The sequence below is a fragment of the Pseudomonas azerbaijanoccidentalis genome, assembly GCF_019145495.1.
Taxonomy (GTDB): Bacteria; Pseudomonadota; Gammaproteobacteria; order Pseudomonadales; family Pseudomonadaceae; genus Aquipseudomonas; species Aquipseudomonas azerbaijanoccidentalis.
Map to the genome: position 1 here is coordinate 31,791 of NZ_JAHSTU010000009.1, position 23,654 is coordinate 55,444.

The 23,654-nt window shown below is 60.3% G+C and carries 23 protein-coding genes; 10 read left to right on the forward strand and 13 right to left on the reverse strand.

Annotated features, from left to right (window positions below):
- Positions 1-4 precede the first annotated feature (4 nt).
- From KVG88_RS24650 to KVG88_RS24675, 6 genes are all read right to left on the reverse strand, one after another.
- Positions 5-1,120 carry an NAD(P)/FAD-dependent oxidoreductase gene (locus KVG88_RS24650; RefSeq protein WP_217873010.1) on the reverse strand — a complete coding sequence of 372 codons (1,116 nt, stop codon included), beginning with the start codon at positions 1,118-1,120 and terminating at the stop codon, positions 5-7.
- Positions 1,117-2,472 (reverse strand): FAD/NAD(P)-dependent oxidoreductase, encoded by a 1,356-nt coding sequence (locus tag KVG88_RS24655; protein WP_217873011.1) that lies wholly within the window; start codon positions 2,470-2,472, stop codon positions 1,117-1,119. The genes KVG88_RS24650 and KVG88_RS24655 overlap by 4 nt, the downstream gene beginning before the upstream one ends.
- 127 nt (positions 2,473-2,599) lie before the next feature.
- Positions 2,600-2,890 carry a (2Fe-2S)-binding protein gene (locus KVG88_RS24660; protein WP_217873012.1) on the reverse strand — a complete coding sequence of 97 codons (291 nt, stop codon included), beginning with the start codon at positions 2,888-2,890 and terminating at the stop codon, positions 2,600-2,602.
- Between the two features lie 7 nt (positions 2,891-2,897).
- Positions 2,898-3,692: an ABC transporter permease gene (locus KVG88_RS24665; protein WP_217873013.1), complete on the reverse strand. Its 795-nt coding sequence runs from the start codon at positions 3,690-3,692 to the stop codon at positions 2,898-2,900.
- A gap of 6 nt (positions 3,693-3,698) precedes the next feature.
- Positions 3,699-4,568 (reverse strand): ABC transporter permease, encoded by an 870-nt coding sequence (locus KVG88_RS24670; protein WP_150701254.1) that lies wholly within the window; start codon positions 4,566-4,568, stop codon positions 3,699-3,701.
- Positions 4,565-5,590, reverse strand: a complete 1,026-nt coding sequence (locus KVG88_RS24675; protein WP_217873014.1) for an ABC transporter ATP-binding protein — start codon at positions 5,588-5,590, stop codon at positions 4,565-4,567. The genes KVG88_RS24670 and KVG88_RS24675 overlap by 4 nt, the downstream gene beginning before the upstream one ends.
- A 245-nt stretch (positions 5,591-5,835) precedes the next feature.
- Between KVG88_RS24675 and KVG88_RS24680 the strand changes: the two genes are divergently transcribed.
- Complete coding sequence (locus KVG88_RS24680) at positions 5,836-6,672, forward strand: IclR family transcriptional regulator (RefSeq protein WP_217873015.1); 837 nt, start codon at positions 5,836-5,838, stop codon at positions 6,670-6,672.
- Between the two features lie 81 nt (positions 6,673-6,753).
- On the opposite strand, the gene KVG88_RS24685 is transcribed toward KVG88_RS24680, so the two are convergent.
- Together KVG88_RS24685 and KVG88_RS24690 are read right to left on the reverse strand one after the other, a co-directional pair.
- Positions 6,754-7,506 (reverse strand): anti-sigma factor family protein, encoded by a 753-nt coding sequence (locus tag KVG88_RS24685; protein ID WP_217873016.1) that lies wholly within the window; start codon positions 7,504-7,506, stop codon positions 6,754-6,756.
- Positions 7,503-8,009, reverse strand: a complete 507-nt coding sequence (locus KVG88_RS24690) for a sigma-70 family RNA polymerase sigma factor (protein ID WP_217873017.1) — start codon at positions 8,007-8,009, stop codon at positions 7,503-7,505. Before KVG88_RS24690 ends, KVG88_RS24685 begins: the two co-directional genes overlap by 4 nt.
- A gap of 159 nt (positions 8,010-8,168) precedes the next feature.
- Between KVG88_RS24690 and KVG88_RS24695 the strand changes: the two genes are divergently transcribed.
- The 3 genes from KVG88_RS24695 to KVG88_RS24705 all read left to right on the forward strand — a co-directional run bounded on the left by KVG88_RS24695 (position 8,169) and on the right by KVG88_RS24705 (position 11,364).
- Entirely contained in the window at positions 8,169-9,254 is a 1,086-nt protein-coding gene (locus KVG88_RS24695) for a catalase family peroxidase (protein WP_217873018.1), read from the forward strand.
- Positions 9,251-9,796: a cytochrome b gene (locus KVG88_RS24700; protein WP_217873019.1), complete on the forward strand. Its 546-nt coding sequence runs from the start codon at positions 9,251-9,253 to the stop codon at positions 9,794-9,796. Before KVG88_RS24695 ends, KVG88_RS24700 begins: the two co-directional genes overlap by 4 nt.
- Positions 9,797-10,038: 242 nt before the next feature.
- Positions 10,039-11,364 carry a hypothetical protein gene (locus KVG88_RS24705; RefSeq protein WP_217873020.1) on the forward strand — a complete coding sequence of 442 codons (1,326 nt, stop codon included), beginning with the start codon at positions 10,039-10,041 and terminating at the stop codon, positions 11,362-11,364.
- A gap of 55 nt (positions 11,365-11,419) precedes the next feature.
- Here KVG88_RS24705 and KVG88_RS24710 read toward each other — a convergent pair whose 3' ends face one another.
- Positions 11,420-12,559 carry a M14 family metallopeptidase gene (locus KVG88_RS24710; RefSeq protein WP_367616857.1) on the reverse strand — a complete coding sequence of 380 codons (1,140 nt, stop codon included), beginning with the start codon at positions 12,557-12,559 and terminating at the stop codon, positions 11,420-11,422.
- A gap of 332 nt (positions 12,560-12,891) precedes the next feature.
- On the opposite strand from KVG88_RS24710, the gene KVG88_RS24715 reads away from it, so the two are divergent.
- From KVG88_RS24715 to KVG88_RS24735, 5 genes are all read left to right on the forward strand, one after another.
- Entirely contained in the window at positions 12,892-13,560 is a 669-nt protein-coding gene (locus tag KVG88_RS24715) for a GntR family transcriptional regulator (protein WP_150701263.1), read from the forward strand.
- Positions 13,561-13,692: 132 nt separating this feature from the next.
- Entirely contained in the window at positions 13,693-14,499 is an 807-nt protein-coding gene (locus KVG88_RS24720) for an ABC transporter substrate-binding protein (protein WP_150701264.1), read from the forward strand.
- Positions 14,500-14,510: 11 nt separating this feature from the next.
- Positions 14,511-15,278 carry an amino acid ABC transporter permease gene (locus KVG88_RS24725; RefSeq protein ID WP_150701265.1) on the forward strand — a complete coding sequence of 256 codons (768 nt, stop codon included), beginning with the start codon at positions 14,511-14,513 and terminating at the stop codon, positions 15,276-15,278.
- Between the two features lies 1 nt (position 15,279).
- Positions 15,280-16,059, forward strand: a complete 780-nt coding sequence (locus KVG88_RS24730; RefSeq protein WP_217873021.1) for an amino acid ABC transporter ATP-binding protein — start codon at positions 15,280-15,282, stop codon at positions 16,057-16,059.
- A 31-nt stretch (positions 16,060-16,090) separates the two neighbouring features.
- Complete coding sequence (locus tag KVG88_RS24735; RefSeq protein ID WP_217873022.1) at positions 16,091-17,701, forward strand: gamma-glutamyltransferase family protein; 1,611 nt, start codon at positions 16,091-16,093, stop codon at positions 17,699-17,701.
- Between the two features lie 418 nt (positions 17,702-18,119).
- Here the strand turns inward: KVG88_RS24735 and KVG88_RS24740 are convergent, their stop codons facing one another.
- Positions 18,120-18,461, reverse strand: a complete 342-nt coding sequence (locus KVG88_RS24740; protein ID WP_150701268.1) for a DUF6124 family protein — start codon at positions 18,459-18,461, stop codon at positions 18,120-18,122.
- A 129-nt stretch (positions 18,462-18,590) separates the two neighbouring features.
- Here KVG88_RS24740 and KVG88_RS24745 point away from each other — a divergent pair, with 129 nt between their 5' ends.
- A complete protein-coding gene (locus KVG88_RS24745; protein ID WP_217873023.1) occupies positions 18,591-19,229 on the forward strand; it encodes a LexA family protein in 639 nt (212 codons plus the stop codon).
- A 39-nt stretch (positions 19,230-19,268) separates the two neighbouring features.
- Here KVG88_RS24745 and KVG88_RS24750 read toward each other — a convergent pair whose 3' ends face one another.
- Genes KVG88_RS24750 through KVG88_RS24760 form a run of 3 tightly spaced genes read right to left on the reverse strand, consistent with a single transcriptional unit; the run spans position 19,269 to position 23,651 of the window.
- Positions 19,269-21,215: an acetyl/propionyl/methylcrotonyl-CoA carboxylase subunit alpha gene (locus KVG88_RS24750; RefSeq protein WP_217873024.1), complete on the reverse strand. Its 1,947-nt coding sequence runs from the start codon at positions 21,213-21,215 to the stop codon at positions 19,269-19,271.
- The gene (locus tag KVG88_RS24755) at positions 21,215-22,030 is read right to left on the reverse strand and encodes a gamma-carboxygeranoyl-CoA hydratase (protein ID WP_217873025.1); all 816 of its coding nucleotides are present in this window, start codon (positions 22,028-22,030) and stop codon (positions 21,215-21,217) included. Before KVG88_RS24755 ends, KVG88_RS24750 begins: the two co-directional genes overlap by 1 nt.
- A gap of 13 nt (positions 22,031-22,043) precedes the next feature.
- A complete protein-coding gene (locus KVG88_RS24760; RefSeq protein ID WP_217873026.1) occupies positions 22,044-23,651 on the reverse strand; it encodes a carboxyl transferase domain-containing protein in 1,608 nt (535 codons plus the stop codon).
- Between the last annotated feature and the right edge of the window lie 3 nt (positions 23,652-23,654).

The window sequence follows — 23,654 nt, forward strand, 5'->3', positions numbered from 1 at the left end:
TCTATCAAGCTACGGAAATGGAGTGAAAACGGGTGATGGAAAACGCATCCAGCGACGTCTTTGACGCGCCGCTACAGATGATTTCGGTGAGTGCCTGGCCCACTGCCGGGCCGATCTGGAAGCCGGCGCCGGCAAAGCCGAACGCATGCAACAGACCGGGTTGGGTCCGGCTGTGGCCGATCACCGGTTGGCGATCGGGCAGGTAACCTTCGGTACCGCTCCAGGTACGAATCGCCTGGGCACCTTCAAGAAACGGGTAAAGCTCGACGGCCTGGCGGAGGATTTCCAGCACCGCGCTTTGGCCGGGGCGGGCGCGGGCGTTGTCGAGGGCAAAACCCTGGCCGCCGCCCAACACGCAATTGCCGCGTGCGACCTGGCGGGCATAGATGCCGCCACCCTCGACGCCGGTGCTGGCGTTCATCACCAGCGGCAACGGTTCGGTCACCAGCATGGCCGGGTGCCCGGAATGCATCGGCACCGGCTCGCCAAATTGCGCGGCCAGGTTGCCCGCCCAGGCACCGGCGCAGTTCAGCAGCCACGGCGCGTGCACCTCCAGACCGGTTTGTGTGCGCACACGAAAGCGCTGACCGTCATGTTCAACTGAGGTCACTACGCATTGCTCATGCACCTGCGCGCCATGTCGCCGTGCGGCCTGGGCAAACGCCGGGGACACCAGCCGTGGGTTGGCGTGGCCGTCATCGGGGCAATACGACGCGCCAACCGCGACGTCGCCGACCCACGGGAAACGCGCACGCAATTGCGCTCGGTCGAGCACTTGCAGATCGAGGCCAAACCCTTGGCTGCTGTCGGCATAGTCTTGCAGGGCGTGCAGATCGTTGAGGCTGCGGGCGAGTTTCAGGTGACCACTGCGTTGATATTCACCGTTGATGCCAATCAGCTGCGGCAGTTGCGCCCAGATCGCGTGCGCCTTTTGCGACAAAGGCAGCTGCGACAGCGGGCGGCCCTGGCGACGCACGCCGCCGTAGTTCACACCGCTGGAATGCGAGCCACAAAAATCGCGTTCCAGCAACGCCACACGGCGACCGGTCTTGCCGAGAAACAGCGCTGCGGAGGCACCGACGATGCCGCCGCCAATGATCACTGCATCGACTTCGATCATGCTTCGATCTCCAGGCCAAAAGGCAACGGTTTGATCGGCGCCTGTGCTCGCAGCCGACCGATCTCCGAGACCGGGCGTTGACTCTCGCGGGCGATGATTTCCGCCGCGGCGGCGCCACACATGCGGCCCTGGCAGCGACCCATGCCGACCCGGCAGTGCGCCTTGACCCGGTTGATCTCCCAGTGACCTTCGCGCACGACTTCACGAATATCGCCGGCGCGAACTTCTTCGCAGCGGCAGACCATCACATCATCGGCGACTTCGGCGGCCCAGTGTTCGGGGAAGGCGAAAGCCCGCTCCAGCCCCTGACGGAAGTCGCCGATGCGTTTGAGGGATTGTTCCAGTTGCGCGGGGCGTTGCGGCGGAATCAGGTAGCCGATGTCTTCCAGCAACGCCAGCGCGGCGCGCTCTCCGGCCATTTCCGCCGCGTCGGCGCCCATGATCCCGGCGCCGTCACCGGCCAGGTACACCTGGGCGATGCTGCTGCGCCCGGCATTGTCACGGGTGGGCAGCCAGGCGCGATTGAGTGGGTTCCAGGCGAACTCACAGCCAAGCAGGTCGGCCAGTTGCGTTTCGCTGCGCAGGCCGTGGGCGAAAGCGACGGCGTCGCAGTCCAGCTGATGTTGGCCATTTGAGTCGGACCATTTCAGCGACTGCACGCGTTGTTCACCGTCGATGCGATTCAGCGTTGCGCCCTGATGCACCGCGATGCCGTGAGCGGTCAGCCAGCCGCGGTAATAAATGCCTTTGGCCAGCGTGGCCGGTTGTGACAGCAGGCCGGGCAGGGCGCGGGCCTGGGCGCTGAACGGCGAGCTGTCGAGCACGGCGACGACTTTCGCACCCGCCTTGGCGTATTGGTAGGCGACCAGGTACAGCAACGGTCCGCTGCCGGCGAACACCACGCGCTCACCGATGGCGCAGCCCTGGAATTTCAAGGCGATTTGCGCCGCGCCGAGGCTGTAGACCCCGGGCAAGGTCCAGCCCGGCACCGGCAGAATCCGGTCGGTGGCGCCAGTAGCGACGATCACTTTTGAGAACTCCAGCCGTGCGGCGTGGCCGTCGTGCAAGGTATCGAGGGTGCCGTCTTCGGCGTTCCACACCAGCGTTTCCGGACGGTAATCGAGCTGTTCGCGCAGGGTGTCGATTGTCTGGTGCAGCGCATTGGCCTTACGCGCTTCGAAGCCGTACAGCTTGACCGCTGAACGCTTGAAATTGGCCGGCTGACGCCGATAAATCTGCCCGCCGCCGCGCGCGGCTTCGTCCAGTAGTACTGGGCGCACACCGTGTTCGACCAGTGTTTGCGCGGCACGAATACCCGCCGGACCGGCGCCGATGATGACTACCGACTTCATGACCGTCCCTCTGTGGGAGCGAGCCTGCTCGCGATGACGGCGGCACGGCCAACAGAGGAGGTGCCTGACAGATTGCTATCGCGAGCAGGCTCGCTCCCACAGGGGAGTCCGCAGGTGATGAGTGTGTTCATACGCAGCGCCCCGGTTCGCGGCTGATGTGTTGTCCGGCTTCAAGCGGGGTTGAGCAGGCGCGCACGCGGCGGCCGTCGCCCAGGCGCACCCAGCAGTCCTGGCAGGCGCCCATCAGGCAGAAACCGGCGCGGGGTTCGGCGCTGAAATCGCTGCCGCGCAAGTGTTCGCCGCAGGTCAGCACCGCCGTCAGCACGGTGTCACCGAGCAGGCCGCTGGCCGGTTGGCCGTCGAGGGTAAAGTCCAGGGCCGGGCGGTCGCCTTCGGCCAGTCGTTTCAGCAGCGCCATGGCGTCCTCATTGTTTCCCTACCAGAACCCGATCCAGGCCATAGACCCGATCCAGCAAAATCATGGTCAGCGCCGTCAGCGCGATGACCAGGGCCGACACCGCCGCCATCATCGGATCGATGGATTCGGTGGCGTACACGTACATGCGCACCGGCAAGGTTTGCGTGGCCGGCGAGGTGACGAAGATCGACAACGTGACCTCGTCAAAACTGTTGATGAACGCCAGCAGCCAGCCACCGGCCACGCCGGGCAAAATCATCGGCAAGGTGATCTGTCGGAACAGCGTGAAGCGCCCGGCACCCAATGATTGCGCGGCGTGTTCGGCACTGCGGTCCAGGCCGATGGCCGAAGCCAGCACCAGCCGCAGTACATACGGCGTGATCACCAGCACATGGGCGAAGATCAGCCAGGCGAAGCTGCCGTTGACCCCCATCAGCGCGAACAAACGCAGCAACGCCACCCCGAGCACCAGATGCGGAATGATGATCGGCGACAGAAACAACCCGTTGAGAAAGTCCCGGCCGGGAAACTCGAAACGGGTAATCGCCAGCGCGGCCGGCACGGCAATCATCGTCGCCAGCGAGGCGGCGCTGAACGCCAGAATCAGGCTGTTATAGAACGCATCGACAAAGTCGGCGCGCTCGAACACGGCGCGGAACCAACGCAGGGAGAACTCCGTGGTCGGCAGGCTCAGGGTGTTTTCCGGAGTGAAGGCCACGAGGCACACCACCACCAGCGGCGCGAGCATGAACAGCACCACCAGGGTATGAAACAGCAGGGCGAAAGGACCGTTCCTGGACATGACGAATTATCCCAATGACTTCTTGTAGCGGCCTTCGATCATGCGGTTCCACGACAGCATGATCAGCAGGTTGATGAGCAGCAGGGCCACGGCAATGGCCGCGCCCATGGGCCAGTTGAGCTCCGACAGGTATTGGTCGTAGATCAGCGTGGCGACCATTTTCAGGCGACGTCCGCCGAGCAGGCCGGGAATCGCGAAAGAGCTGGCGGCGAGACCGAACACGATCAAGGTGCCGGACAACACGCCGGGCATGATTTGCGGCAGGACGACTTGGCGAATCACCGTGAACTGGCTGGCACCCAGCGACAGCGCCGCTTGCTCGGCCGCCGGGTCGAGTTTTTGCAGCGAGGTCCAGACCGGAATGATCATGAACGGCAGCATCACGTGGACCAGTGCGATCACCACCGCGAACGGCGTGTAGAGCAGTTTCATCGGCGATCCACCGAACGCTTGCAGCGTCTGGTTGACCAGGCCATCGGCGCCGAGCAACAGGCTCCAGCCAAAGGCGCGCACCACCACCGAAATCAGCAATGGCGTGAGGATCAGAATCAGGAAAATCGAGCGCCAGGGAGCGCCCATGCGGCTGAGGATGTAGGCCTCGGGGACGCCGATCAGCACGCAGAGCAGGGTGGTCAAGGCGCTGATCCACAGGGTCCGCAGAAAAATCTCATAGAAATACGGATCACCCAGCAGGCTGCTGTAGTGCTCGACGGTGAAGGCGTTGCCGTCGATTCCCGAGCTGTAGTCGAAGACGTTGAACGACAGCACCAGCGTCAACCCCAGCGGTATCAACAGCAGACCGAGGTATAAGGCCAGGGCCGGCGCCGACAGCAAATAGCCCTGACGCCCCTGGCGAATGGCGGCGAGCGCACTCATGCGGTCACCTCGTCGACAGTCAGCACGCGTAACAGCGTGGCGTCCCAATCGAGGCCGACGGTCGTGCCTTCGTTCAGCGGCGCCGAGCCGTCGTTGCGGCGTACCACGCAGAGTTCACCGAGTGTCGTCGACACGCCGTAGAGCCATTGGCTGCCAAGAAAAAAGCGGCTGGCGATCTTGCCTTGCAAGCGGCCATGACCGGCGTCACGCAGATCGATTTTCTCCGGGCGCAGGCTCAGCGTCAGGTCACCATCGCCACGGTTGCACACTTGAACCGCACCGCTGGTGTCGCGTTCGCCGGGCAGCAAATTGGCCTTGCCGACGAAGCCGGAAATGAACTCGGTGCGCGGATGTTCGTAGAGGGTGTAGGGCGCGTCGATCTGGGTGATGCGCCCGGCCTGCATCACCACCACGCGGTCACTGATCGACAGCGCTTCGGACTGGTCGTGAGTGACCATCAGCGTGGTGATCCCGACTTCGCGCTGGATGCGGCGAATCTCGAATTGCATCTCTTCGCGCAGGTTGGCGTCGAGGTTGGACAGCGGCTCGTCGAGCAGCAGCACCGGCGGCTGGATCACCAGCGCACGGGCCAGGGCAACACGCTGACGTTGGCCACCGGATAGCTCTCGCGGGTAGCGCTCAGCGTGCTGGTGCAGGCGCACCAGTTTCAGTACTCGGTCGACCCGTTGCTGCATTTCAGCGTTAGGCACTTTGCGCATGCGCAGGCCGAAGGCGACGTTGTCTTTGACGGTCATGTGCGGGAACAGCGCGTAACTCTGGAACACCACGCCCAGCCCACGGCTGGCGGGTTTGGCGTGGGTGATGTCGCGGCCATCAAGCACGATGCGCCCACTGGTGACTTCGACGAAGCCGGCGATCATTTGCAGGGTGGTGGTTTTGCCGCAGCCGGAAGGGCCGAGCAGGGAGACGAATTCGCCTTTCTCCACCGAAAGGTCGGTGGCGACCACGGCGTCGATTTCACCGTAGCGTTTGCCGAGTTTTTCAAGTTGCACAAAAGCCATGACTGCGCCTCCACCTGAGATTGTTATGCGTCGCCCGTAGGCGCGCTTTTTTGTATGGGCAGATACGAAAGGGTGTTGCGGGGTGCGTTGGCGCTCGACTTCAGTCGGCTGCCGCTGTTGTTCGAATCGCCCCTGTCTGGACGCAGATTAGGACGAAGACTAGGATGGGCTCAATGGCCTATTTCACTGAGGCGATAACTATTTTCAGTTTTATTCGATCAGTAAATTAATTGTCGAGAAATGACATGTCAGATTCCATTGAGCGGAATGAAAGCAAAAATGAAGTCGGAGTGGGAGCCGTCTCAAGGTTGTTTGCGGTATTGCGTGCGTTGGGCGATACGGTCGAGGGCGGTGAGCGTGTAACGCAACTGGCGCAACACATCGGGTTGTCGCAACCGACCACTCACCGCTTGCTGCGCAGCCTGATGGACGAGGGCATGGTCGAGCAGGACGCGCGCAGCAAGCGCTATCGCCTGAGCCTGGATTTTTTCGCCCTGGCCGCCCGTGCGGGCAACAGTGGCAACCTGCGCGAACTGGTGCGTCCGTCGCTGTTGCGGCTCTCGGCATCGCTGGGGGATTCGTTGTTTCTACTGGCGCGCAGCGGTTTTGATGCGATTTGTCTGGACCGCAGTGAAGGGCCGTTTCCGATCCGCACGTTCACCGGAGACATCGGTGGGCGTGTGGCGCTCGGGGTGGGCCAGGGCAGTTTGGCGATCCTCGCGTTTCTGCCGGAGGAAGAGCGCGACACGGTGATCCACTACAACTTGCCGCGGTTGAAGGATTTCCATTTGTACGACGAAGTGTTCCTGCGCTCGGAAGTCGAGAACGTGCGCAAGCTTGGTTATGCCGGGCGCAACACGGGCGTGCTGCAAGGCATGGCCGGGGTGGCGGTGCCGATTCTTGATCGTGATGGCCGGGCCGTGGCGGCGCTGAGCGTGGCGACGGTGAGTGATCGCCTCGGGCCGGACCGTTTGCCGACGGTGGTGGACATGCTCAAGCGCGAAGCGGCGCTGATCGGGCCGCGGATCAACCCGTTCGATCCATTGTTGCGACGACCTTCGCAGGTGTTTGGGCAGGGGTGAAAAGATCGCAGCCTGCGGCAGCTCCTACAGGCAAATGTATTCCAATGTAGGAGCTGCCGCAGGCTGCGATCTTTTGATTGTCTAAAACTGCACCGTTTGCCTCAGCATCTGCGCCGTCGGCGTATCGGTTGGGCTGACCATCGCATAGTTGTAGCCACCCCCTGACCAATACTCGGCCTGCAAGCCGCCGTCGCTGCGACTGCCTCTGGGCAGCATGAAGTTTTTCGGCCCAGGCGGGCGTACGTAGAAACTGATTTTCTGCCCGCCCTGGTTTTCATACACTACCATCGCCGCCGGCCCTTGTTCGGTGCTGAGCAAGCGTCCGCTGGCCGGTTTGAAACCAGCACCCGACAAGTCCGGCAAGCGATTGGCCTGGGTGAAATAACGGTCGAGCCAGCCCTGCATATCGCCGTCATCGCCAGCCTTGTAATCAGCCGGCAAGATCCCCTGCTGAGCGATCAGGCGATAAGCCTGCAAGGCATCGGTCATCGGCAGTTGAGTGCTGACGAAGGTCATTTCCCGGGCCTGCCAGCCGCTGAAACCGCCGATGCTCACAGCGATCAACAACACCGCTGCACTGGCCAGATGGCGCCGCGATTGGCGTTTTAGGCGCTGGCGAATCATGGCCGGGTCGAGTGCCGGGTTGGCCGGTTGCTGCAAGGCGCCGCTCAGGGCGGCGCGCAGTTGCTGGGCATCTTGCTGCCAGGCGCGTACCTGCGCGGCAATGTCCGTATGGCTGGCGAGAAAAGTCTCCACCAGACGTCGGTCGTCCTCGCTGAGTTGGTGGTCGACGTACGCGTGCAGGTCACGCTCGCTCGGGGGCATGCTGATCATTTGAGTCTCCGCAGGGCAGGGCGGGTGATTTCACCATCGCTGAGTTGGCGCAGGGCCTGGCGGGCCCGGGACAGGCGGGACATCACGGTGCCGGTGGGTACGTCGAGAATCTCGGCGACCTCTTTGTAACTCAGGCCCTCGACCGAGACCCAAAGCAGCAGTGCGCGCTGTTCGGTGGGCAGTTGGTCGAAGGTGGCGAGGGTGGATTGGGCGATCACGGTGCGCTCCACGGAAGGCTGCGCATCGTCACGTCCGGTAAAAAATTCGAGCATTCGCGCATAGCGCCGGGAACGCCGGTGCGCATCGAGAAACTGGCGATACAGAATCGAAAACAGCCACGCGCGCAAATCCCCGTCGGCACGTTTGTCACCCCAACTCGACAGCGCACGCTCAAGGCTGGCCTGCACCAGGTCGTCGGCGCTGCTGGAGTTACGCGTCAACGACAGCGCAAATCGCCGCAATCGGGGAATGATTTCTCGCAGTTGTTCGTCGATATCGTTCATGAAGTTCTGGCTAGTCACTACGCTGTGGACTAGGGAGACGCCCGGGCTTCGAGGTTATTCCACACCCGAAAAAATAAATACCGCGCAAGGGAATAAACCGTTGTGCGGTTCGTCTGCCTGACTCTTCTCACTCATGGCCGATGGCCCTGGAGTAAATTCATGGTAGATCGATCATCACCGCCCAGCCGGCCACCCTTGAGTACCGCGAGCCTGACATTGCGCCTGACCGGCATTGCCGTCGTTGTCGCTGCACTGGCCGGAGCGTTTGCCTACGTCAACGGCACCTTTGACCCACAGCGCCTGACACCGAAGAAGCTGATCAATGTGCTGGAAACCAACAACGGCGTGCACCCCGGATTCCGTCGCAACCACTCCAAAGGGGTGTGCGTGATCGGGCATTTCGAGAGCAGCGGCGAGGCCCGTAGTTATTCCACGGCGCAAGTGTTCAATGAGGCGCGCACCCCGGTGGTCGGTCGTTTTGCTTTGCCGGCCGGCACTCCCTACGCGCCGGATAACGCCGTCCCGATCCGCAGCCTGGCCTTGCGCTTCACCCAGGCCAACGGCCAGCAATGGCGTACCGGGATGAACAGCATGCCGGTATTCCCGGTGGCCACGCCCGAGGCCTTCTATCAATTGCAGCAGGCGCAGTCGCCACTGCCCGCCACCGGCAAGCCTGACCCTGGCGCGGTGCCGGCATTCTTCGCTGCTCATCCGGAAGCTGCGCCGTTCCTGGCCTGGATCAAGACCGCCAAGCCGTCAGCGAGTTACGTCACCGAAACCTACAACAGCGTCAACGCGTTTTACCTGGTGAACGCTGCGGGAAAACGTCAGGCCGTGCGCTGGAGCATGGCGCCGGTGGCGCAGGATGCACCGGGTGCTACGGCGCCGGAGGGCAGTGATTTCCTGGAGAAAGACCTGGTTGAGCGTATCGCCGCAGGGCCGTTGCGGTGGCAGTTGAACCTCATCCTGGCCAACCCTGGCGATCCAGTGAACGACGCCAGCAAAGCCTGGCCGGAAGGACGCAAAGTGTTGAACGCCGGCACGCTGGTGCTGGAAAGCACTCAGCCGCAACTCAGCGGCGAATGCCGCGACATCAACTACGATCCGCTGGTATTGCCCGCCGGCATCGAAGGTTCCGACGACCCGTTGCTCGCCGCTCGCTCAGCGGGTTACGCCAATTCCTACCTGCGTCGCACCAGCGAAGTCAGCCAATTGCCCGCCGCCAAACAGGAGGCCCAGCAATGAGCACTCAACCCAACCACTTCGCGCCACTCGCGCGTTTGCTGCACTGGCTGATGGCGCTGATGATCATCGCCATGCTGTTTATCGGCGCGGGCATGGTCGCCTCGGTGTCCGAGCGTCATGAATGGCTGATCAATCTGCACAAACCCTTGGGCGTTGCGATTCTGCTGTTGGTCATCGTGCGTCTGGTGGTGCGATTTTCCACCACGCAGCCTTCGTTACCCGCGGATCTGCCGGGCTGGCAAGTGCTGGCGGCCAAAGCCTCGCATGCGTTGCTGTATGTCTTGATGCTGGTCTTGCCGTTGCTGGGTTGGGCGATGATTTCGGCGTCGGGCGAACCGGTGATGCTCAGCAGTTCGTTGCAATTGCCGTCGATTGTTTCCGCCAACGCGCAGGTGTTTGCGTTTTTGCGCAAGGCGCACGGGTATCTGGCGTATCTGCTGTTTCTGACGGTGTTGCTGCATTTGGCGGCCGCGTTGTTTCACGGCTGGGTGCGGCGCGATGAGGTGCTGGACAGCATGTTGCGGGGTAAGGATCACCCCTGAACTCCGCGATACATATGACCAAGGTAGGCGCTGCCGAAGGCTGCGATCTTTTGATCTTGCCTTAAAAAAGCAAAGTCAAAAGATCGCAGCCTGCGGCAGCTCCTACAGGTAGGTACGGCTCCCACCTGTCAACTTTGACAGTTACGTCCTCTCGAAAATGCGCGTTCAATGCTCGAAGACTGCAGTGGCCTCGAACGGGGCCAGTCGAACAGCGTTGATCGTGTCATTCAGGGAGACGAGTCATGTTCAAGACTGCAGGTGTGCGCTTTGTCCGGTGTGTTTTTTACTCGATTTCAATTGCGTCGTTAGCGGGGTTACTAGGGGCTTGTACGCATTCGTCACCACCCGATCCTGGTGGGCCGAAAAGTTGGGTTGTGGAGAATGTTGCGAGTAAGACGACGCAGGAGTTGTATGCGGATTGGATCGCACCTGCTGTTTATAAGCGTTCGGGTTCGAAAGTGATAGGCAACTATACAGTTGAAAGCGGTAACTTGATCGGGCCCGATAAGTCGATTGGCTCGCTGGTGACTGTACGCCATGCCAACGGCAGCCTCACCGCCATGATTGAGGAGAAAGGTAAAAGTGGTTTGTTGACCATCAACAGTAAGGGGCAAGGTGATTTTACGCCGAGCCCGACTCTGGATTTTTCTCGTCCTGACACTGTAAATGTTGGCGCGGTGACGCCAACAGACCAGCCAGAGTCCGTTACAGAAGAACCCTATACTGTTGATGTATTTATCGGTTACTCACGTACTGCTGTCGATGCTGTAGGGGGGGACGTCATAGCGGATGCTCTGGCGAAAGTGGAAAGTGTCAACCTCGGGTTGCGAAATTCGTTGGTGACAAATGTTTCTTTAAAACTGGTTGGGGTGCAGGTGATTGAGCGAAACTACCCGATGAAAGGTGAAACGCTTAGAGATCTACCAACAATATTTAGTAAGGGTATTGAAATAAGTCAGCCAGACCTTATCCAGGGTATTTTCTCAAATCACCCAGATGACACCGCAGGAGGATGGGGGGAATATAGGGGAAGAAAAGCAATTTCACACGCCATCGGAGAGGCTTTTCGTCACGAAGTTGGTCACAACGCGGGAGGCATGCATTGCTACGCAGATGGTGGAGCAATTTCCACTTACGCTTATGGCTATAACAACGGTAAAACAACAACTATTCAATGCGGGAATGAAAGTCCGTTTTACTCAAATCCGTTAGTTAAGGACGCCAACGATCTACCTTTGGGAAATGTTCTTACAGCGAATATGGCTCGTGTATGGCGTAACAATACTGTTCGATTATCGTCGTATGCACCAACTGTGATACCACAAGCTCCTCAAAATTTCCGCGCCACACCTTACAGCTCCACGGCTGTAACCTTTGCATGGGACCTGGAGCCGCGTGCAGTCCGATATCAAATATGGCGGGGCATCGTACTTGTCGAAGATACTGAATCTACTGAAATCACCACCACCAATGTGACCGCAGGCCTACAGCGCTATTACGTCGTTGCCGTGTATTTCGATGGCACCAAATCACCACCAAGTAATCTTGTCTGGACTAAACCGAAGTAATGAAATAGATAAAACCCACATGAGCCATTAACAGTTCATGTGGGTTTTGTTGTACTCAACGCAGCAAATCAACCATATCCGCCACCGTCGTCAAAACATCTTTCCCCAACTGCTTCGACCGCTTGCCCGACCACCCCGTCAACGGGTTCGGATGATCGTCGTGATCCTTGAATGGCATTTCCAGGGTCAGCGACAGGCAATCAAACTTCTGACCCACGCTGTTGCAGGCCAGCGTCATGTTGGCCTGGCCTGGCTCATCGCGGGTGTAGCCGTATTTGCTCTGGAAGTCCTTTGTGGTGCGCTTGAGGTGGCTGCGGAAGTGTTCTTCGAGTTTTTCGATGCGCGGTGTGTAACCCGGGTTGCCTTCGCACGCGGCGGTGAAGACGTGTGGGATTTCCTCGTCACCGTGTGCGTCGATGAACATGTCAACGCCGTACTTTTCCATCTGCTGCTGTACGAAAAACACTTCCGGGCTGATTTCCGGGCTGGCGTTCTGCCAGGCGCGGTTCAGGTCCTGGCCCATGGCGTTGGTGCGCAGGTGGCCATGGAAGGCACCGTCCGGATTCATGTTTGGCACCAGATACAGGTCGGCACTGGCCAGCAGTTTGTTCAGCACCGGGTCGTCGTGGTGTTCCAGGCGTTCGATCACGCCTTCCATGAACCATTCGGCCATGTGCTCGCCCGGATGTTGCTGGGCAATGATCCACACTTTGCGCTGGCCTTCGGCGCCGGTGCCTTTGCGCAGTAACTGGATGTCGCGCCCTTCGACACTCTTGCCGGTGGCCAGCAATTCAGTGCCGGCCTTGGTCAGCGCTTGTTCGATCAGCCAGTCGTGACGGCCACGGCTGTAGGGTTCGAAGTAGGCGAACCAGGCATGGGTCTGGGTGGCTTCCAGGCAAAAGCGCAGGCAGTCGCCTTCGAAGATGGTCGGTACGCGAAACCAGTTCACATGATCGTAAGAGGCGACGGCTTGATAACCGTCCCAGGCCTTATTGTAGGAAGACTGGCTGGCATTGTTCAGGCGAAACCAGTGTTCCTGCCCGACGTGCAGGCCGCTGGCCTTGAAGTGGAACCATTGGAAGTGGTGGCTTTTGGTATCGGGGCGGATGGCCAGCAGTGGCTTGAGCGGATCGCTGAGGTCGATGACTTGAATGTTGCCGCTGTCGAAGTTGGCAGTGATATCGAGATTAGCCACGGTTGGGTTCCTGTTTGAGATTTTATGGCGGCTACTTTACACGCAAGAGGAGGGTGTTAGGAGCGCAGCCAAATCGGACCACCTCGACATGAAGCGCTCTTTCCAGCTTAGCGATCATCCGTGTTACCACCAGCACTCTTTTGGGGCCCACCGGTTACAGGATGGGGCGTTTTAACTCGATTTAGCCAAGCATTCGTACGCTGCCCCGACCAACCTTTGCGCGGATTCATCAATCCAATCAATCACGTGCATGCCATAGATCGAATTTGGCACGTCCTGTGCTTAATTGGCTTTATGGATAATTGGATACAAAAATACAAAAGGTGCACCCCATGAAATTTGCCCCTGTCTATTCCGAGCGCCAGCCCGTGACTGCCGAGGAGGAGGCTTACAACTTTCTTCTGGAAGCTATTTGCAAAGGACGTTACCGCACCGGCGAACGGCTGATCGCCGAGGACATCGCCGGTGAAATCGGCATGAGCCGCATGCCGGTGCGCGAAGCGTTTCGTCGTTTGGATGCTGATGGCCTGGTGACGTTGCGGCCCAATCGCGGCGCCATCGTGCGAGGCTTGAACATCGACGAAATGCGTGAGGTGTTCGAGATGCGCAGTGCTCTGGAAGGGCTCGCCATCCGGGTGGCTGTCGGCAAGATGACCGAGCGCCATTTCAGCCATCTGGAGCGTCTGCTCGACGAGATGGACGACTACCGCGAGGACGGTGCCGAGTGGGTCAGCCGCCATCGTGCCTTCCATGAATACCTGTGCAGCCTGAGCGAACGCCCGCGCCTGATGCGGCAAATCTCGGCGCTGTATTCGGTGATCGAACCGCACATGCGCTTGTGGCTGCAACACGCCGACAAGCCGCGAAGTGCCCGCGACGAACACGCCTCGATCGTGACCGCGTTGCGTTCCGGCGATCCTGATAAAGCGGCGGCGGTGGTGTGCGAGCACATCGAAGGCACGATTCCGCGCCTGATTCAGTTTCTCGAGGCTCACCAGTAGAAGAACAAACACACTTCCCGTAGGAGCTGCCGCAGGCTGCGATCTTTTGACGTTGCTTCTGAAAGATCAAAAGATCGCAGGCTGCGGCAGCTCCTGCAGGGGACATTCGTTGCAGCCACCTGGAGTCATGTCATGCAAAAGCCTTGCGCGTTAGTTGCGGTGTTCACCTTGAGTCTGTGTTCCCAATGGGCGTTTGCCGCCCCCGAGCTTCCCGAGCGATTAAGCAAAAGCGAGAAAATCGTCTATTGCTCCGGCATGGATTCGCCGCCGCTGGTGTCGTTTGACCTGAAGCAAAAACCGGTCGGCCTTCAGGTGGACATGGGCGAAGCGATCGCTCAGCGCTTGGGTGACAAGAAAGTCGAATGGCGCATCTCGCCCTTTGCCGGGTTGATCCCGGCATTGCTGGCGCAGCAGTGCGACATGATCGTCGATCAGTTGTTCGACAAACCCGAACGCCGTGAAGTGATCGACATCGTCAACTTCATGTATTCCAGCCAGTCGATCGTGGTGCCCAAAGGCAATCCGAAATCGGTGAACACGCTGGAGGATTTGTCAGGGCTCAAGGTCGCGGTCAGTAACGGTTCGACCATCCGCGTGCTGCTGGGCAAAGAGAACGAAAAACTCGAAGCAGCCGGCAAGGCGCCGATGAAATTGGTGGTTTACAACGTCGACGCCGATGCCTTCCAGGCCCTGCGCATTAATCAGGTGGACGCCTTCGGCACCACAGTCGAATCTGCCGGCCATTATCAGCAACTGGCCCCGGATCTGTTCCAGTCAGCGGTGCCGGCCTTCAACCGCATCCTCACCGGCTTCGGTGTGCGCAAAAGTGATCCGCAGCTGACCGTGGCGCTGACCGAGGTTCTGCAAGGCATGCGCGCCGACGGCAGTTACGCCGCGCTCCTCAGTAAATGGCATGTCGACAGCGACAAACTGGACTGAGGGAAACCCTGATGAACTTCAATTGGGATGTGTTCTGGCAATACCTGTTGCAGCCCAGCGATGTGTACCTGACGGGGCTGTGGCTGACTTGCCTGATCAGCGTTTCGGCGATGCTGCTCGGCTGTGTGCTGGGGTTGATCGCGGCGTTGATGAAACTGTCGAGTAACCCGTTGTTGCAATACCCGGTGCGCTTTTATGTCTGGTTGATGCGTGGCACGCCGCTGCTGGTGCAGATCGTGTTTCTGTACACGGCGTTGGCGGCGGGCGGGATTTTCCGCTTTGAAGACCTCGACCTCGGCTGGTTCATCGTGCCGGGCAACATTCAGGCTGCGATCATCGCGCTAGGCCTCAATGAAGGCGCCTACATGGCCGAAATCATCCGGGCCGGCATCGGTGCCGTGGACAAGGGCCAATACGAAGCCGGGCGGTCCCTGGGCATGACGTTCCCCAAATTGATGCGCCGCATCGTGCTGCCACAGGCATTCCGGGTGATCGTGCCGCCGCTGGGCAACGAGTTCAACGTGATGCTGAAAAACACCACCCTGGTCAGCGTGATCGGCGTGCAGGAATTGCTGCTCAGCACGCAAATGGTGACCTCGGCGACCTTCCGCGTGTTCGAGTTGTATCTGGTCGTGGCCATTTATTTCCTGGCATTGACCACGCTCTGGGGCTTCTTCCAGCGCTGGCTCGAGGCGCGCTTCGGTCAGTCCGATCGCCCGGCACCGGCCGCCAGCCGGATGTTCGGTCGCAACACCATGAAACTGTTGAGGGGGCGTTGAGATGGCGCACATGAGTGAAGAACTGGTCATCGAAGCGCTGGATATCCACAAGTCGTTTGGCGACCTGGAAATCCTCAAGGGCATTTCCCTGCAAGTGAAGCGCGGTGAAGTGGTGGTGCTGATCGGGGCGTCCGGCTCCGGCAAAACCACGTTTATCCGCTGCATCAATTTGCTCGAAGACATTCAGTCGGGGCAGATCCGTGTGGCGGGTCAGCCGATGGGTTATCGCACCCGGGCCGACGGCAGCCTGGTGCGGGATTCGGAGCGCAACATTGCGCGTCAGCGCCGGGACATCGGCATGGTGTTTCAGCGCTTCAATCTGTTCCCGCACATGACCGCCCTGGAAAACATCATCGAGGCGCCCATTCAGGTGTTGGGCGTATCGCGTCAGGCGGCACTGGAGCAGGCGCGGGCGCTGCTCAAGCGGGTCGGGCTGGCCGAGAAGGCCGACCATTACCCGTCGATGTTGTCTGGTGGCCAGCAACAGCGGGTGGCCATCGCCCGGGCATTGGCGATGAAACCCCAGGCCATGCTGTTCGACGAACCCACCAGCGCCCTCGACCCCGAGACGGTAGGCGAAGTGCTGCAAGTGATGAAGGAGCTGGCCGAGGAGGGCATGACCATGGTCGTGGTCACCCATGAAATGGGCTTTGCCCGTGAAGTGGCCGACCGGGTGGTGGTGCTCGATCAGGGTGAACTGATCGAACAGGGGCCGCCCGAGCAGATCTTCAGCCAGCCGAAGCACGCCCGTACCCGCGCCTTTCTCAGTCGAGTGTTGTGAGCCCATCAAACAAATCTGTGTGAGTCCTGCCATGTTCAAATTTTCTGCCCATGAGTATCCCTACGCCTCGCAACGTCAAAGTGTCTTCGCCAAACGCGGCATGGTCGCCGCCTCGCAACCGCTGGCCGCTGAAGCCGGTATTGAAATCATGCGTCGCGGTGGCAATGCCATCGATGCGGCGATCGCCACGGCCGCGGCATTGACGGTGGTCGAGCCCACCGGTTGCGGTATTGGTGGCGACGCGTTTGCGTTGGTCTGGACGCAAAACAAACTGCACGGTCTGAACGCCAATGGCGCGGCCCCGCAAGCCTTGAGCATCGAGGCGGTGAAAGCCGCCGGCCATGAAAAGATGCCTTTGCATGGCTGGACGCCGGTGACGGTTCCGGGTTGTCCATCTGCCTGGGCGGAGTTGTCCACGCGTTTCGGTCGACTGCCGTTTGCTGACTTGCTGCAACCGGCGATCAGTCTGGCGCGCGATGGCTTTCCGGTGTCGCCGGTGGTTGCGCTGCAATGGCAAACCGCGCTGGAAGACTTCACCCCGGACCGCAACGAAGTGCTGGAGAGTTGGTTCGAGACGTTTCTGATTGAGGGCCGCGCGCCCCGTGCCGGTGAAATGTTCCGCAACCCGGCCCAGGCTCGCACCCTCAGCGAACTGGCGGCCAGCGGCTGTGAAAGTCTCTATCGGGGGGCGCTGGCGCAACGGCTGGACGCACACTCCCGGGCCACGGGTGGTTACTTGCGCGCCAGCGACTTGCAGGACTACCGCGCGCAATGGGTCGAGCCGATCAAGGTCAATTATCGCGGGGTAGACGTCTGGGAGATTCCACCGAGCGGGCAGGGGCTGGTGGCGTTGATGACATTGAAGATACTCGAGGGCTTCGACTTCGATCATCGAGACAGTCAACAGACCTGGCATCGTCAACTGGAAGCCATGAAACTCGCCTACAGCGATGGCTTGCACTACATCACGGATCCCGAGCACATGCGGGTCGCGGTCGATGATTTGTTGAGTGATCACTATGCAAACCATCGCCGGGCGCAGATTGGCGAACAGGCCATCGCCCCGCAGCCGGGCGACCCCCACGCCAGCGGCACCGTCTACCTGGCCACGGCCGACGCCGAAGGCAACATGGTTTCGTTCATCCAGAGCAACTATCACGGTTTCGGTTCCGGGGTCGTGTTGCCCGACAGCGGTATCGCCCTGCAAAACCGTGGTGAGGAGTTCAGTCTTGACCCGGCGCACGCCAATTGCCTGGCCCCGGGCAAGAAGACCTTCCATACCATCATTCCCGGATTCCTCAGCAAGGACGGTGAGGCAATGGGGCCGTTTGGCGTGATGGGAGGCTACATGCAGCCGCAAGGGCACGTGCAAATGGTAATGAACCTGGTGGATTTCGGACTCAACCCGCAAGCGGCGCTGGATGCTCCGCGCTGGCAATGGCTGGGTGGCCTGAAGGTTGGTATCGAACAGGACGCGTCGCGAGACATGGCGGCGGCGCTGGCGCGTCGGGGGCACACGGTGGAAGTGGCCTGCGATCTGACCAGTTACGGACGTGGGCAGATCATCTTGCGTGATCCTGAAACAGGGGTGTTATGCGGGGGCACCGAGCCACGAACGGATTCGCATATCGCGGTGTATTGAAAGGCCTGGTGGGGGCATCAAGGGGGGCGTCCTCCTTGACGCCGACGCAGCTTAGAGACTGTGCGATTGATTCTCAAGTGCTATTTGGCATTAGTTTGCCCTAATGATCACAGGCTTCTCTTGCCAACAAATATTCTTTTGATATCATCCGCGCCATCGAATTTGCGGCACCTAAAGACTTCATTAGCCTGAAGCCATAAGCCAGAAAACTGGCAAAAAAAAGACCCGGCAAAAAGCCGGGTCAAAAACCGTGATTAGCCTGATGAGGAGATAGTCCAGGAGACCGACCTAAGGTCCCTGGTCCATCGACTGATCTCGCGATCAGTTGATGCAATAATAATCATTCTCGTTTGCAAGTCAAACGTTTTTATCTATGCGATTGGAAAAATCTTTCCCGTCCTCTCTCTCTGCCTTCGCTTCAACTGTGCTGATGACACTCTAGCGATCGATCCACCATGGCCCTGGCCATGTCGATCATGTGCACCGCGGAAAACGCCAAATCCCTGTTTGAACCCAGCAAATGGCTGGCGGATTCGTACGCCGTCGCGGCCGCGCAGCGCAACAGGTCCGACGCATGTACCAGCGCCTCTTCACTCTTGATGTTGCGGTTCACGTCAAAAAAGCGCTCCTCGTTCTGTTCCTCTGAAACAGCTGGTTTCAAGTAATAGTCCAGCGCCCGTTGTGCGGCGGCAGAGCCTTTTGCTGAAGTGAGCGAGGTGTCGATTTGCAGGTCGGGCAGGTCGTTGGCGGGTTGGTTCATGGTGATGGCAAACTCCGTGATAGATTCAGATCCGTGAATTCATCCTAGTACGATCTGTATTTGTGACCATAATTTAAATACTACAATTTGTGTTTTGACGGCTGGAGCCTGCCACGTATCGTGCCGCACATGGATAAATGGATTGAATTGGTCAAGGCCAAGATGAGTGAACTCAAAGTCACTCAAGAGATACTCGCCGAGCGCCTCGGGATGTCCCAGGGTGGCGTCGGGCATTGGCTGACAAAACGCCGTCAGCCGGGCATCGACGACATGAACCGGGTCTTGCACGCGTTGGGCCTGGGGTTTCTCGAAGTGGCGCTGGTGATCAGAGAACCGGGTGAGTCGCAGGACGACGAGGTGTGCCTGACACACAAGTACAACCCGTACTTCCGTTACCCGGTCAGCGACTGGCGCGAAACCAGTGAAGTGCGCGATGGCGAGCCGGCGCAGTACCGTTTCGAATTGTCCGATTACCACGCGCAAGGTGCGGCTTTCTGGTTGACCGTCGCGGGTGATGCGATGACCGCGCCGAGTGGCCTGAGCATCGCCGAAGGCATGCTGATCCTGGTGGACCCGGACGTGGAAGCGGTGCCGGGCAAACTGGTCATTGCCCAGTGGCAGGGCAGTAAGGAGGCGATTTTTCGCAAGCTGATCGAAGAGGGCGGGCAGCGTTACCTGGTCCCGCTCAATCCGACGTATCCGAAAGCTCTTTACACCGAGGATTGCAGAATCATCGGCGTGGTGGTTCAGGCAACCGCCAGGTTTTGATCAGATCGGTCCTCGCCATGCGTAGGACCGATCTTCATTTCACGCTTCTTCCAGTTCGACCAGGGCACTGCCTTCGCTGACCATCTCGCCTTCCTGGCAATACAGCGCCTTGATCACACCGGCGTGGGGTGCACGGATGCTGTGCTCCATCTTCATCGCTTCCAGCACCACCAATTGCGCGCCGGCTTCGACCGTTTGCCCGACCTCTACCAGCACCCGTACGATGCTGCCGTTCATGGGCGCGGTCAGGCCACCCTGATGGCTATGACTGGCTTCAACGGCGCTGATCGGGTCGTACGGCTCGATGCGGTGCAGCTCACCGTCCCATTGCAGGTAGACAACATTACCGCGACGAATCGCCCGATGCTGACGACGCACGCCGTCGTGTTCGGTGAGCAAGTACTCGCCCTTGAGTTGGGCATTGATGGTGCCCAATGTCAGCGCACGGTCCTGGCCTTCGCAGTTCAGGTGCAGGGCGGTTTCCCGGGGCAGGCCGGCACGCAAGCCATTGCTGTTGGCCCACGGTGAGCTTGGGTCGTCGGCTCGCGAGGTACTTGCCTGGCTCAGAGCAAACGCCTGGGCGGCGGCTTGCCAAAAAGCGTCACTAAGCGTTGCTGCTTGCGGTAGCAACTGCTCCTGATAACGCGGGATGAACCCGGTATCCAGCTCAGCTGCGGCAAACGCCGGGTGACCGATGATCTGCCGCAGGAAGTTGATGTTGGTCTTGAGCCCGCCAATGGCGAACTCATCGAGCATGCTCAGCAGGCGCAACCGGGCCTGCTCGCGGTCCTCGCCCCAGGCAATCAACTTGCCCAGCATCGGGTCATAGAAGGGCGAAATTTCGTCGCCTTCTTCGACACCGCTGTCCACGCGACGGCCTGCGCCGGGTGCGGATTCGCGATACAGCTCCAGGCGACCCGTCGCTGGAAGAAAATCATTGGCCGGGTCTTCGGCATACAACCGCACTTCGATCGCATGGCCGATCAGGGGCACCTGATCCTGGGTCATCGGCAACGCCTCGCCGCGTGCCACGCGGATTTGCCACGCCACCAGATCGAGGCCGGTGATGGCTTCAGTGACCGGGTGCTCCACTTGCAGGCGTGTGTTCATCTCCATGAAGAAGAACTCGCCGCGCGCATCGAGCAAAAACTCCACGGTGCCGGCACCGACGTAACCGATGGCCTGCGCCGAACGCACGGCGGCTTCGCCCATGGCGCGGCGCAGTTCCGGGCTCAGGCCTGGTGCCGGGGCTTCTTCGACGACTTTCTGGTGTCGACGCTGAATCGAGCAGTCGCGTTCGTTTAGGTACAGGCAGTTGCCGTGCTGATCGGCGAACACCTGGATTTCCACATGACGCGGTTTGAGCAGGTATTTTTCCACCAGCATCCGCGAGTCGCCAAACGACGATTGCGCTTCACGCTGGGCGGAGGCGAGGGCTTCGGCCAGTTGGCTGACGTCCTCGACCACTTTCATGCCCTTGCCGCCGCCGCCAGCCGTGGCCTTGAGCAGCACCGGGTAGCCGATGCGTTCGCAAGCATCGCGGAATGTATCGAGGTCTTGAGCTTCGCCGTGATAACCCGGCACCAACGGCACGCCAGCGGTTTCCATCAGCGCTTTGGCCGCGGATTTGCTGCCCATGGCATCGATGGCCGAGGCGGGCGGACCGAGGAAAATCAGCCCGGCCGCTTCGATGGCGCGGGCGAAACCGGCGTTCTCCGACAAAAAGCCATAGCCAGGATGAATCGCCTGCGCGCCGCTGGCTTTGGCGGCGGCGATCAGTTTGTCGATTTGCAGATAGCTGTCCGCGGCTTTGCTGCCACCCAGATCGACGCGAATATCCGCTTCGCGACTGTGGCGGGCGTCACGGTCGGTGGCGCTGTGCACGGCCACGGTGGTCAGGCCCAAGGCCTTGGCCGTACGCATCACGCGGCAGGCGATTTCGCCACGGTTGGCCACCAGCAGGGACGTAATAACAGGTGCGCTCATCAACGCGGCTCCTTGGTGGTGATTTCGGCTTGCCAGCTCGGCGCACGTTTTTGCAGAAAGGCGCGCAAGCCTTCCTGGCCTTCGGGGCTGACGCGGATGCGGGCGATGGCGTTTTCGGTGTAGCGGCGCAGGGCCGGGTTCAGCGAGCCGTCGCCGACTTCACGCAGCAAGTCTTTGCTGGCGCGCATGGCGGCCGGGCTGTTGAGCAGCAAGTTGTCAATCCATTGCTCGATTTTTTGCTCCAGCTCGGCCGTCGGATAACTCTCCGACAACAAGCCCAGCTCCCGCGCCCGTTGCCCGCCAAAGCGTTCGGCGGTCAAGGCATAGCGACGGCTAGCGCGTTCGCCAATGGCTTGCACCACGAACGGACTGATCACGGCTGGCGCCAGGCCAATGCGTACTTCCGACAGGCAGAATTGCGCGTCATCGGCACCGATGGCCATGTCGCAGCAACTGATCAGGCCCAACGCGCCACCAAAGGCTGCACCTTGCACCACGGCCAGGGTTGGCACTTTCAGTTTGGCCAGGTTGTACATCAATTCCGCCAGTTCCCGGGCGTCGTCGAGGTTGGTGTGGTAATCGAGTTCGGCCGATTGCTGCATCCACGCCAGGTCGGCGCCGGCGCTGAAATGCTTGCCGCGACCGCGCACGATCAGGAACCGCAGGCTGGCGTCGCTCGCGACTTTGTCGAGGGCGAGGATCAGTTCGCGGATCATCTCGGCGTTGAAGGCATTGTTCTTTTCTTCACGGCTGAGCCACAGCGTGGCGAAACCACGGGGGTCGGTCAGCAGTTCGAGGGTATTGAAGTCGCTCATGTTCTTCTCCCGATCACATCCGGAACACGCCGAAGCGGCTCGGTTCGATTGGCGCGTTCAACGACGCGGACAAAGCCAGGGCCAGTACATCGCGGGTCTGGGCCGGGTCGATGACACCGTCGTCCCACAAGCGAGCGCTGGAATAGTAGGGGTGTCCCTGTTCTTCGTATTGGTCGAGGATCGGTTGCTTGATCTCCGCTTCCTGCTCGGCGCTGAAACCCTGGCCACTGCGTTCGGCCTGTTCACGCTTGACCTGCACCAGCACGCCGGCTGCCTGCTCGGCACCCATCACGCCGATGCGCGCATTCGGCCACATCCACAAGAAGCGCGGATCGTAGGCGCGACCGCACATGCCGTAGTTGCCGGCACCGAAGCTGCCGCCGATGATCACGGTGAACTTCGGCACCTTGGCGCAGGCCACCGCCGTCACCAGTTTTGCGCCATGCTTGGCGATGCCGCCGGCCTCGTACTTCTGGCCGACCATGAAACCGGTGATGTTTTGCAGGAACAGCAGCGGAATACCACGCTGGCAGGCAAGCTCAATAAAGTGCGCGCCTTTCTGCGCCGCTTCAGCGAACAGGATGCCGTTGTTGGCAAGGATCGCGATCGGGTAACCGTGCAGGTAGGCAAAACCGCAGACCAGGGTGGTCCCGAACAGCGCCTTGAACTCGTCGAACACCGAGCCGTCGACCAATCGTGCGATGACTTCGCGCACGTCAAACGGTTGCTTCGCGTCGGCCGGGACCACGCCGTACAACTCGTCGCTGCTGTACAGCGGCGCGATCGGTGCACGCTGTTGCACGTCACCGAGTTTGCGCCAGTTGAGGTTGGCGATGCTGCGGCGCGCGATGGCGAGGGCATGTTCATCGCTCTCGGCGTAATGGTCGGCCACACCGGAGATCTTGCAGTGCACATCGGCACCGCCGAGGTCTTCGGCACTGACCACTTCACCGGTCGCAGCCTTCACCAGCGGCGGGCCGGCGAGGAAGATCGTTGCTTGTTCGCGGACCATGATCGCTTCGTCGGCCATCGCCGGTACATAGGCGCCGCCCGCGGTGCAGGAACCCATGACCACGGCAATTTGCGGGATGCCCATGGCGCTCATGTTCGCCTGGTTGAAGAAGATCCGCCCGAAGTGCTCACGATCCGGGAACACTTCATCCTGGCGCGGCAGGTTGGCGCCGCCGGAGTCCACCAGATAAATGCACGGCAGACGGTTCTGCTGGGCGATGGTCTGGGCGCGCAGGTGTTTTTTCACGGTCAGCGGGTAGTACGAGCCACCTTTTACCGTGGCATCGTTGGCGACGATCATGCATTCGACGCCTTCCACCCGACCGATCCCGGCAATCACGCCAGCGGCGGGAACGTCTTCGCCGTAAACCTCGTAGGCCGCCAGTTGGCTGATCTCCAGAAACGGCGAACCCGGATCAAGCAAGCGGTTGATGCGCTCGCGCGGCAGCAGTTTGCCTCGAGAGGTGTGGCGTTCCTGAGCCTTCGGGCCGCCACCTTGCGCCACTTGGGCGAGCAGGGTGTGCAACGCGTCGACCTGCTTGAGCATCGCCGCACTGTTGCTGGCGAACTCCGCTGAACGAGGGTTGAGCTGGGTATGCAAGATAGCCATGGA

Excerpts from the sequence above, each read along its gene's own strand:
- KVG88_RS24650 (WP_217873010.1), bottom strand. The coding sequence starts at position 1,120 with ATGATCGAAGTCGATGCAGTGATCATTGGCGGCGGCATCGTCGGTGCC.
- KVG88_RS24655 (WP_217873011.1), bottom strand. The coding sequence starts at position 2,472 with ATGAAGTCGGTAGTCATCATCGGCGCCGGTCCGGCGGGTATTCGTGCC.
- KVG88_RS24660 (WP_217873012.1), bottom strand. The coding sequence starts at position 2,890 with ATGGCGCTGCTGAAACGACTGGCCGAAGGCGACCGCCCGGCCCTGGAC.
- KVG88_RS24665 (WP_217873013.1), bottom strand. The coding sequence starts at position 3,692 with ATGTCCAGGAACGGTCCTTTCGCCCTGCTGTTTCATACCCTGGTGGTG.
- KVG88_RS24670 (WP_150701254.1), bottom strand. The coding sequence starts at position 4,568 with ATGAGTGCGCTCGCCGCCATTCGCCAGGGGCGTCAGGGCTATTTGCTG.
- KVG88_RS24675 (WP_217873014.1), bottom strand. The coding sequence starts at position 5,590 with ATGGCTTTTGTGCAACTTGAAAAACTCGGCAAACGCTACGGTGAAATC.
- KVG88_RS24680 (WP_217873015.1), top strand. The coding sequence starts at position 5,836 with ATGTCAGATTCCATTGAGCGGAATGAAAGCAAAAATGAAGTCGGAGTG.
- KVG88_RS24685 (WP_217873016.1), bottom strand. The coding sequence starts at position 7,506 with ATGATCAGCATGCCCCCGAGCGAGCGTGACCTGCACGCGTACGTCGAC.
- KVG88_RS24690 (WP_217873017.1), bottom strand. The coding sequence starts at position 8,009 with ATGAACGATATCGACGAACAACTGCGAGAAATCATTCCCCGATTGCGG.
- KVG88_RS24695 (WP_217873018.1), top strand. The coding sequence starts at position 8,169 with ATGGTAGATCGATCATCACCGCCCAGCCGGCCACCCTTGAGTACCGCG.
- KVG88_RS24700 (WP_217873019.1), top strand. The coding sequence starts at position 9,251 with ATGAGCACTCAACCCAACCACTTCGCGCCACTCGCGCGTTTGCTGCAC.
- KVG88_RS24705 (WP_217873020.1), top strand. The coding sequence starts at position 10,039 with ATGTTCAAGACTGCAGGTGTGCGCTTTGTCCGGTGTGTTTTTTACTCG.
- KVG88_RS24715 (WP_150701263.1), top strand. The coding sequence starts at position 12,892 with ATGAAATTTGCCCCTGTCTATTCCGAGCGCCAGCCCGTGACTGCCGAG.
- KVG88_RS24720 (WP_150701264.1), top strand. The coding sequence starts at position 13,693 with ATGCAAAAGCCTTGCGCGTTAGTTGCGGTGTTCACCTTGAGTCTGTGT.
- KVG88_RS24725 (WP_150701265.1), top strand. The coding sequence starts at position 14,511 with ATGAACTTCAATTGGGATGTGTTCTGGCAATACCTGTTGCAGCCCAGC.
- KVG88_RS24730 (WP_217873021.1), top strand. The coding sequence starts at position 15,280 with ATGGCGCACATGAGTGAAGAACTGGTCATCGAAGCGCTGGATATCCAC.
- KVG88_RS24735 (WP_217873022.1), top strand. The coding sequence starts at position 16,091 with ATGTTCAAATTTTCTGCCCATGAGTATCCCTACGCCTCGCAACGTCAA.
- KVG88_RS24740 (WP_150701268.1), bottom strand. The coding sequence starts at position 18,461 with ATGAACCAACCCGCCAACGACCTGCCCGACCTGCAAATCGACACCTCG.
- KVG88_RS24745 (WP_217873023.1), top strand. The coding sequence starts at position 18,591 with ATGGATAAATGGATTGAATTGGTCAAGGCCAAGATGAGTGAACTCAAA.
- KVG88_RS24750 (WP_217873024.1), bottom strand. The coding sequence starts at position 21,215 with ATGAGCGCACCTGTTATTACGTCCCTGCTGGTGGCCAACCGTGGCGAA.
- KVG88_RS24755 (WP_217873025.1), bottom strand. The coding sequence starts at position 22,030 with ATGAGCGACTTCAATACCCTCGAACTGCTGACCGACCCCCGTGGTTTC.
- KVG88_RS24760 (WP_217873026.1), bottom strand. The coding sequence starts at position 23,651 with ATGGCTATCTTGCATACCCAGCTCAACCCTCGTTCAGCGGAGTTCGCC.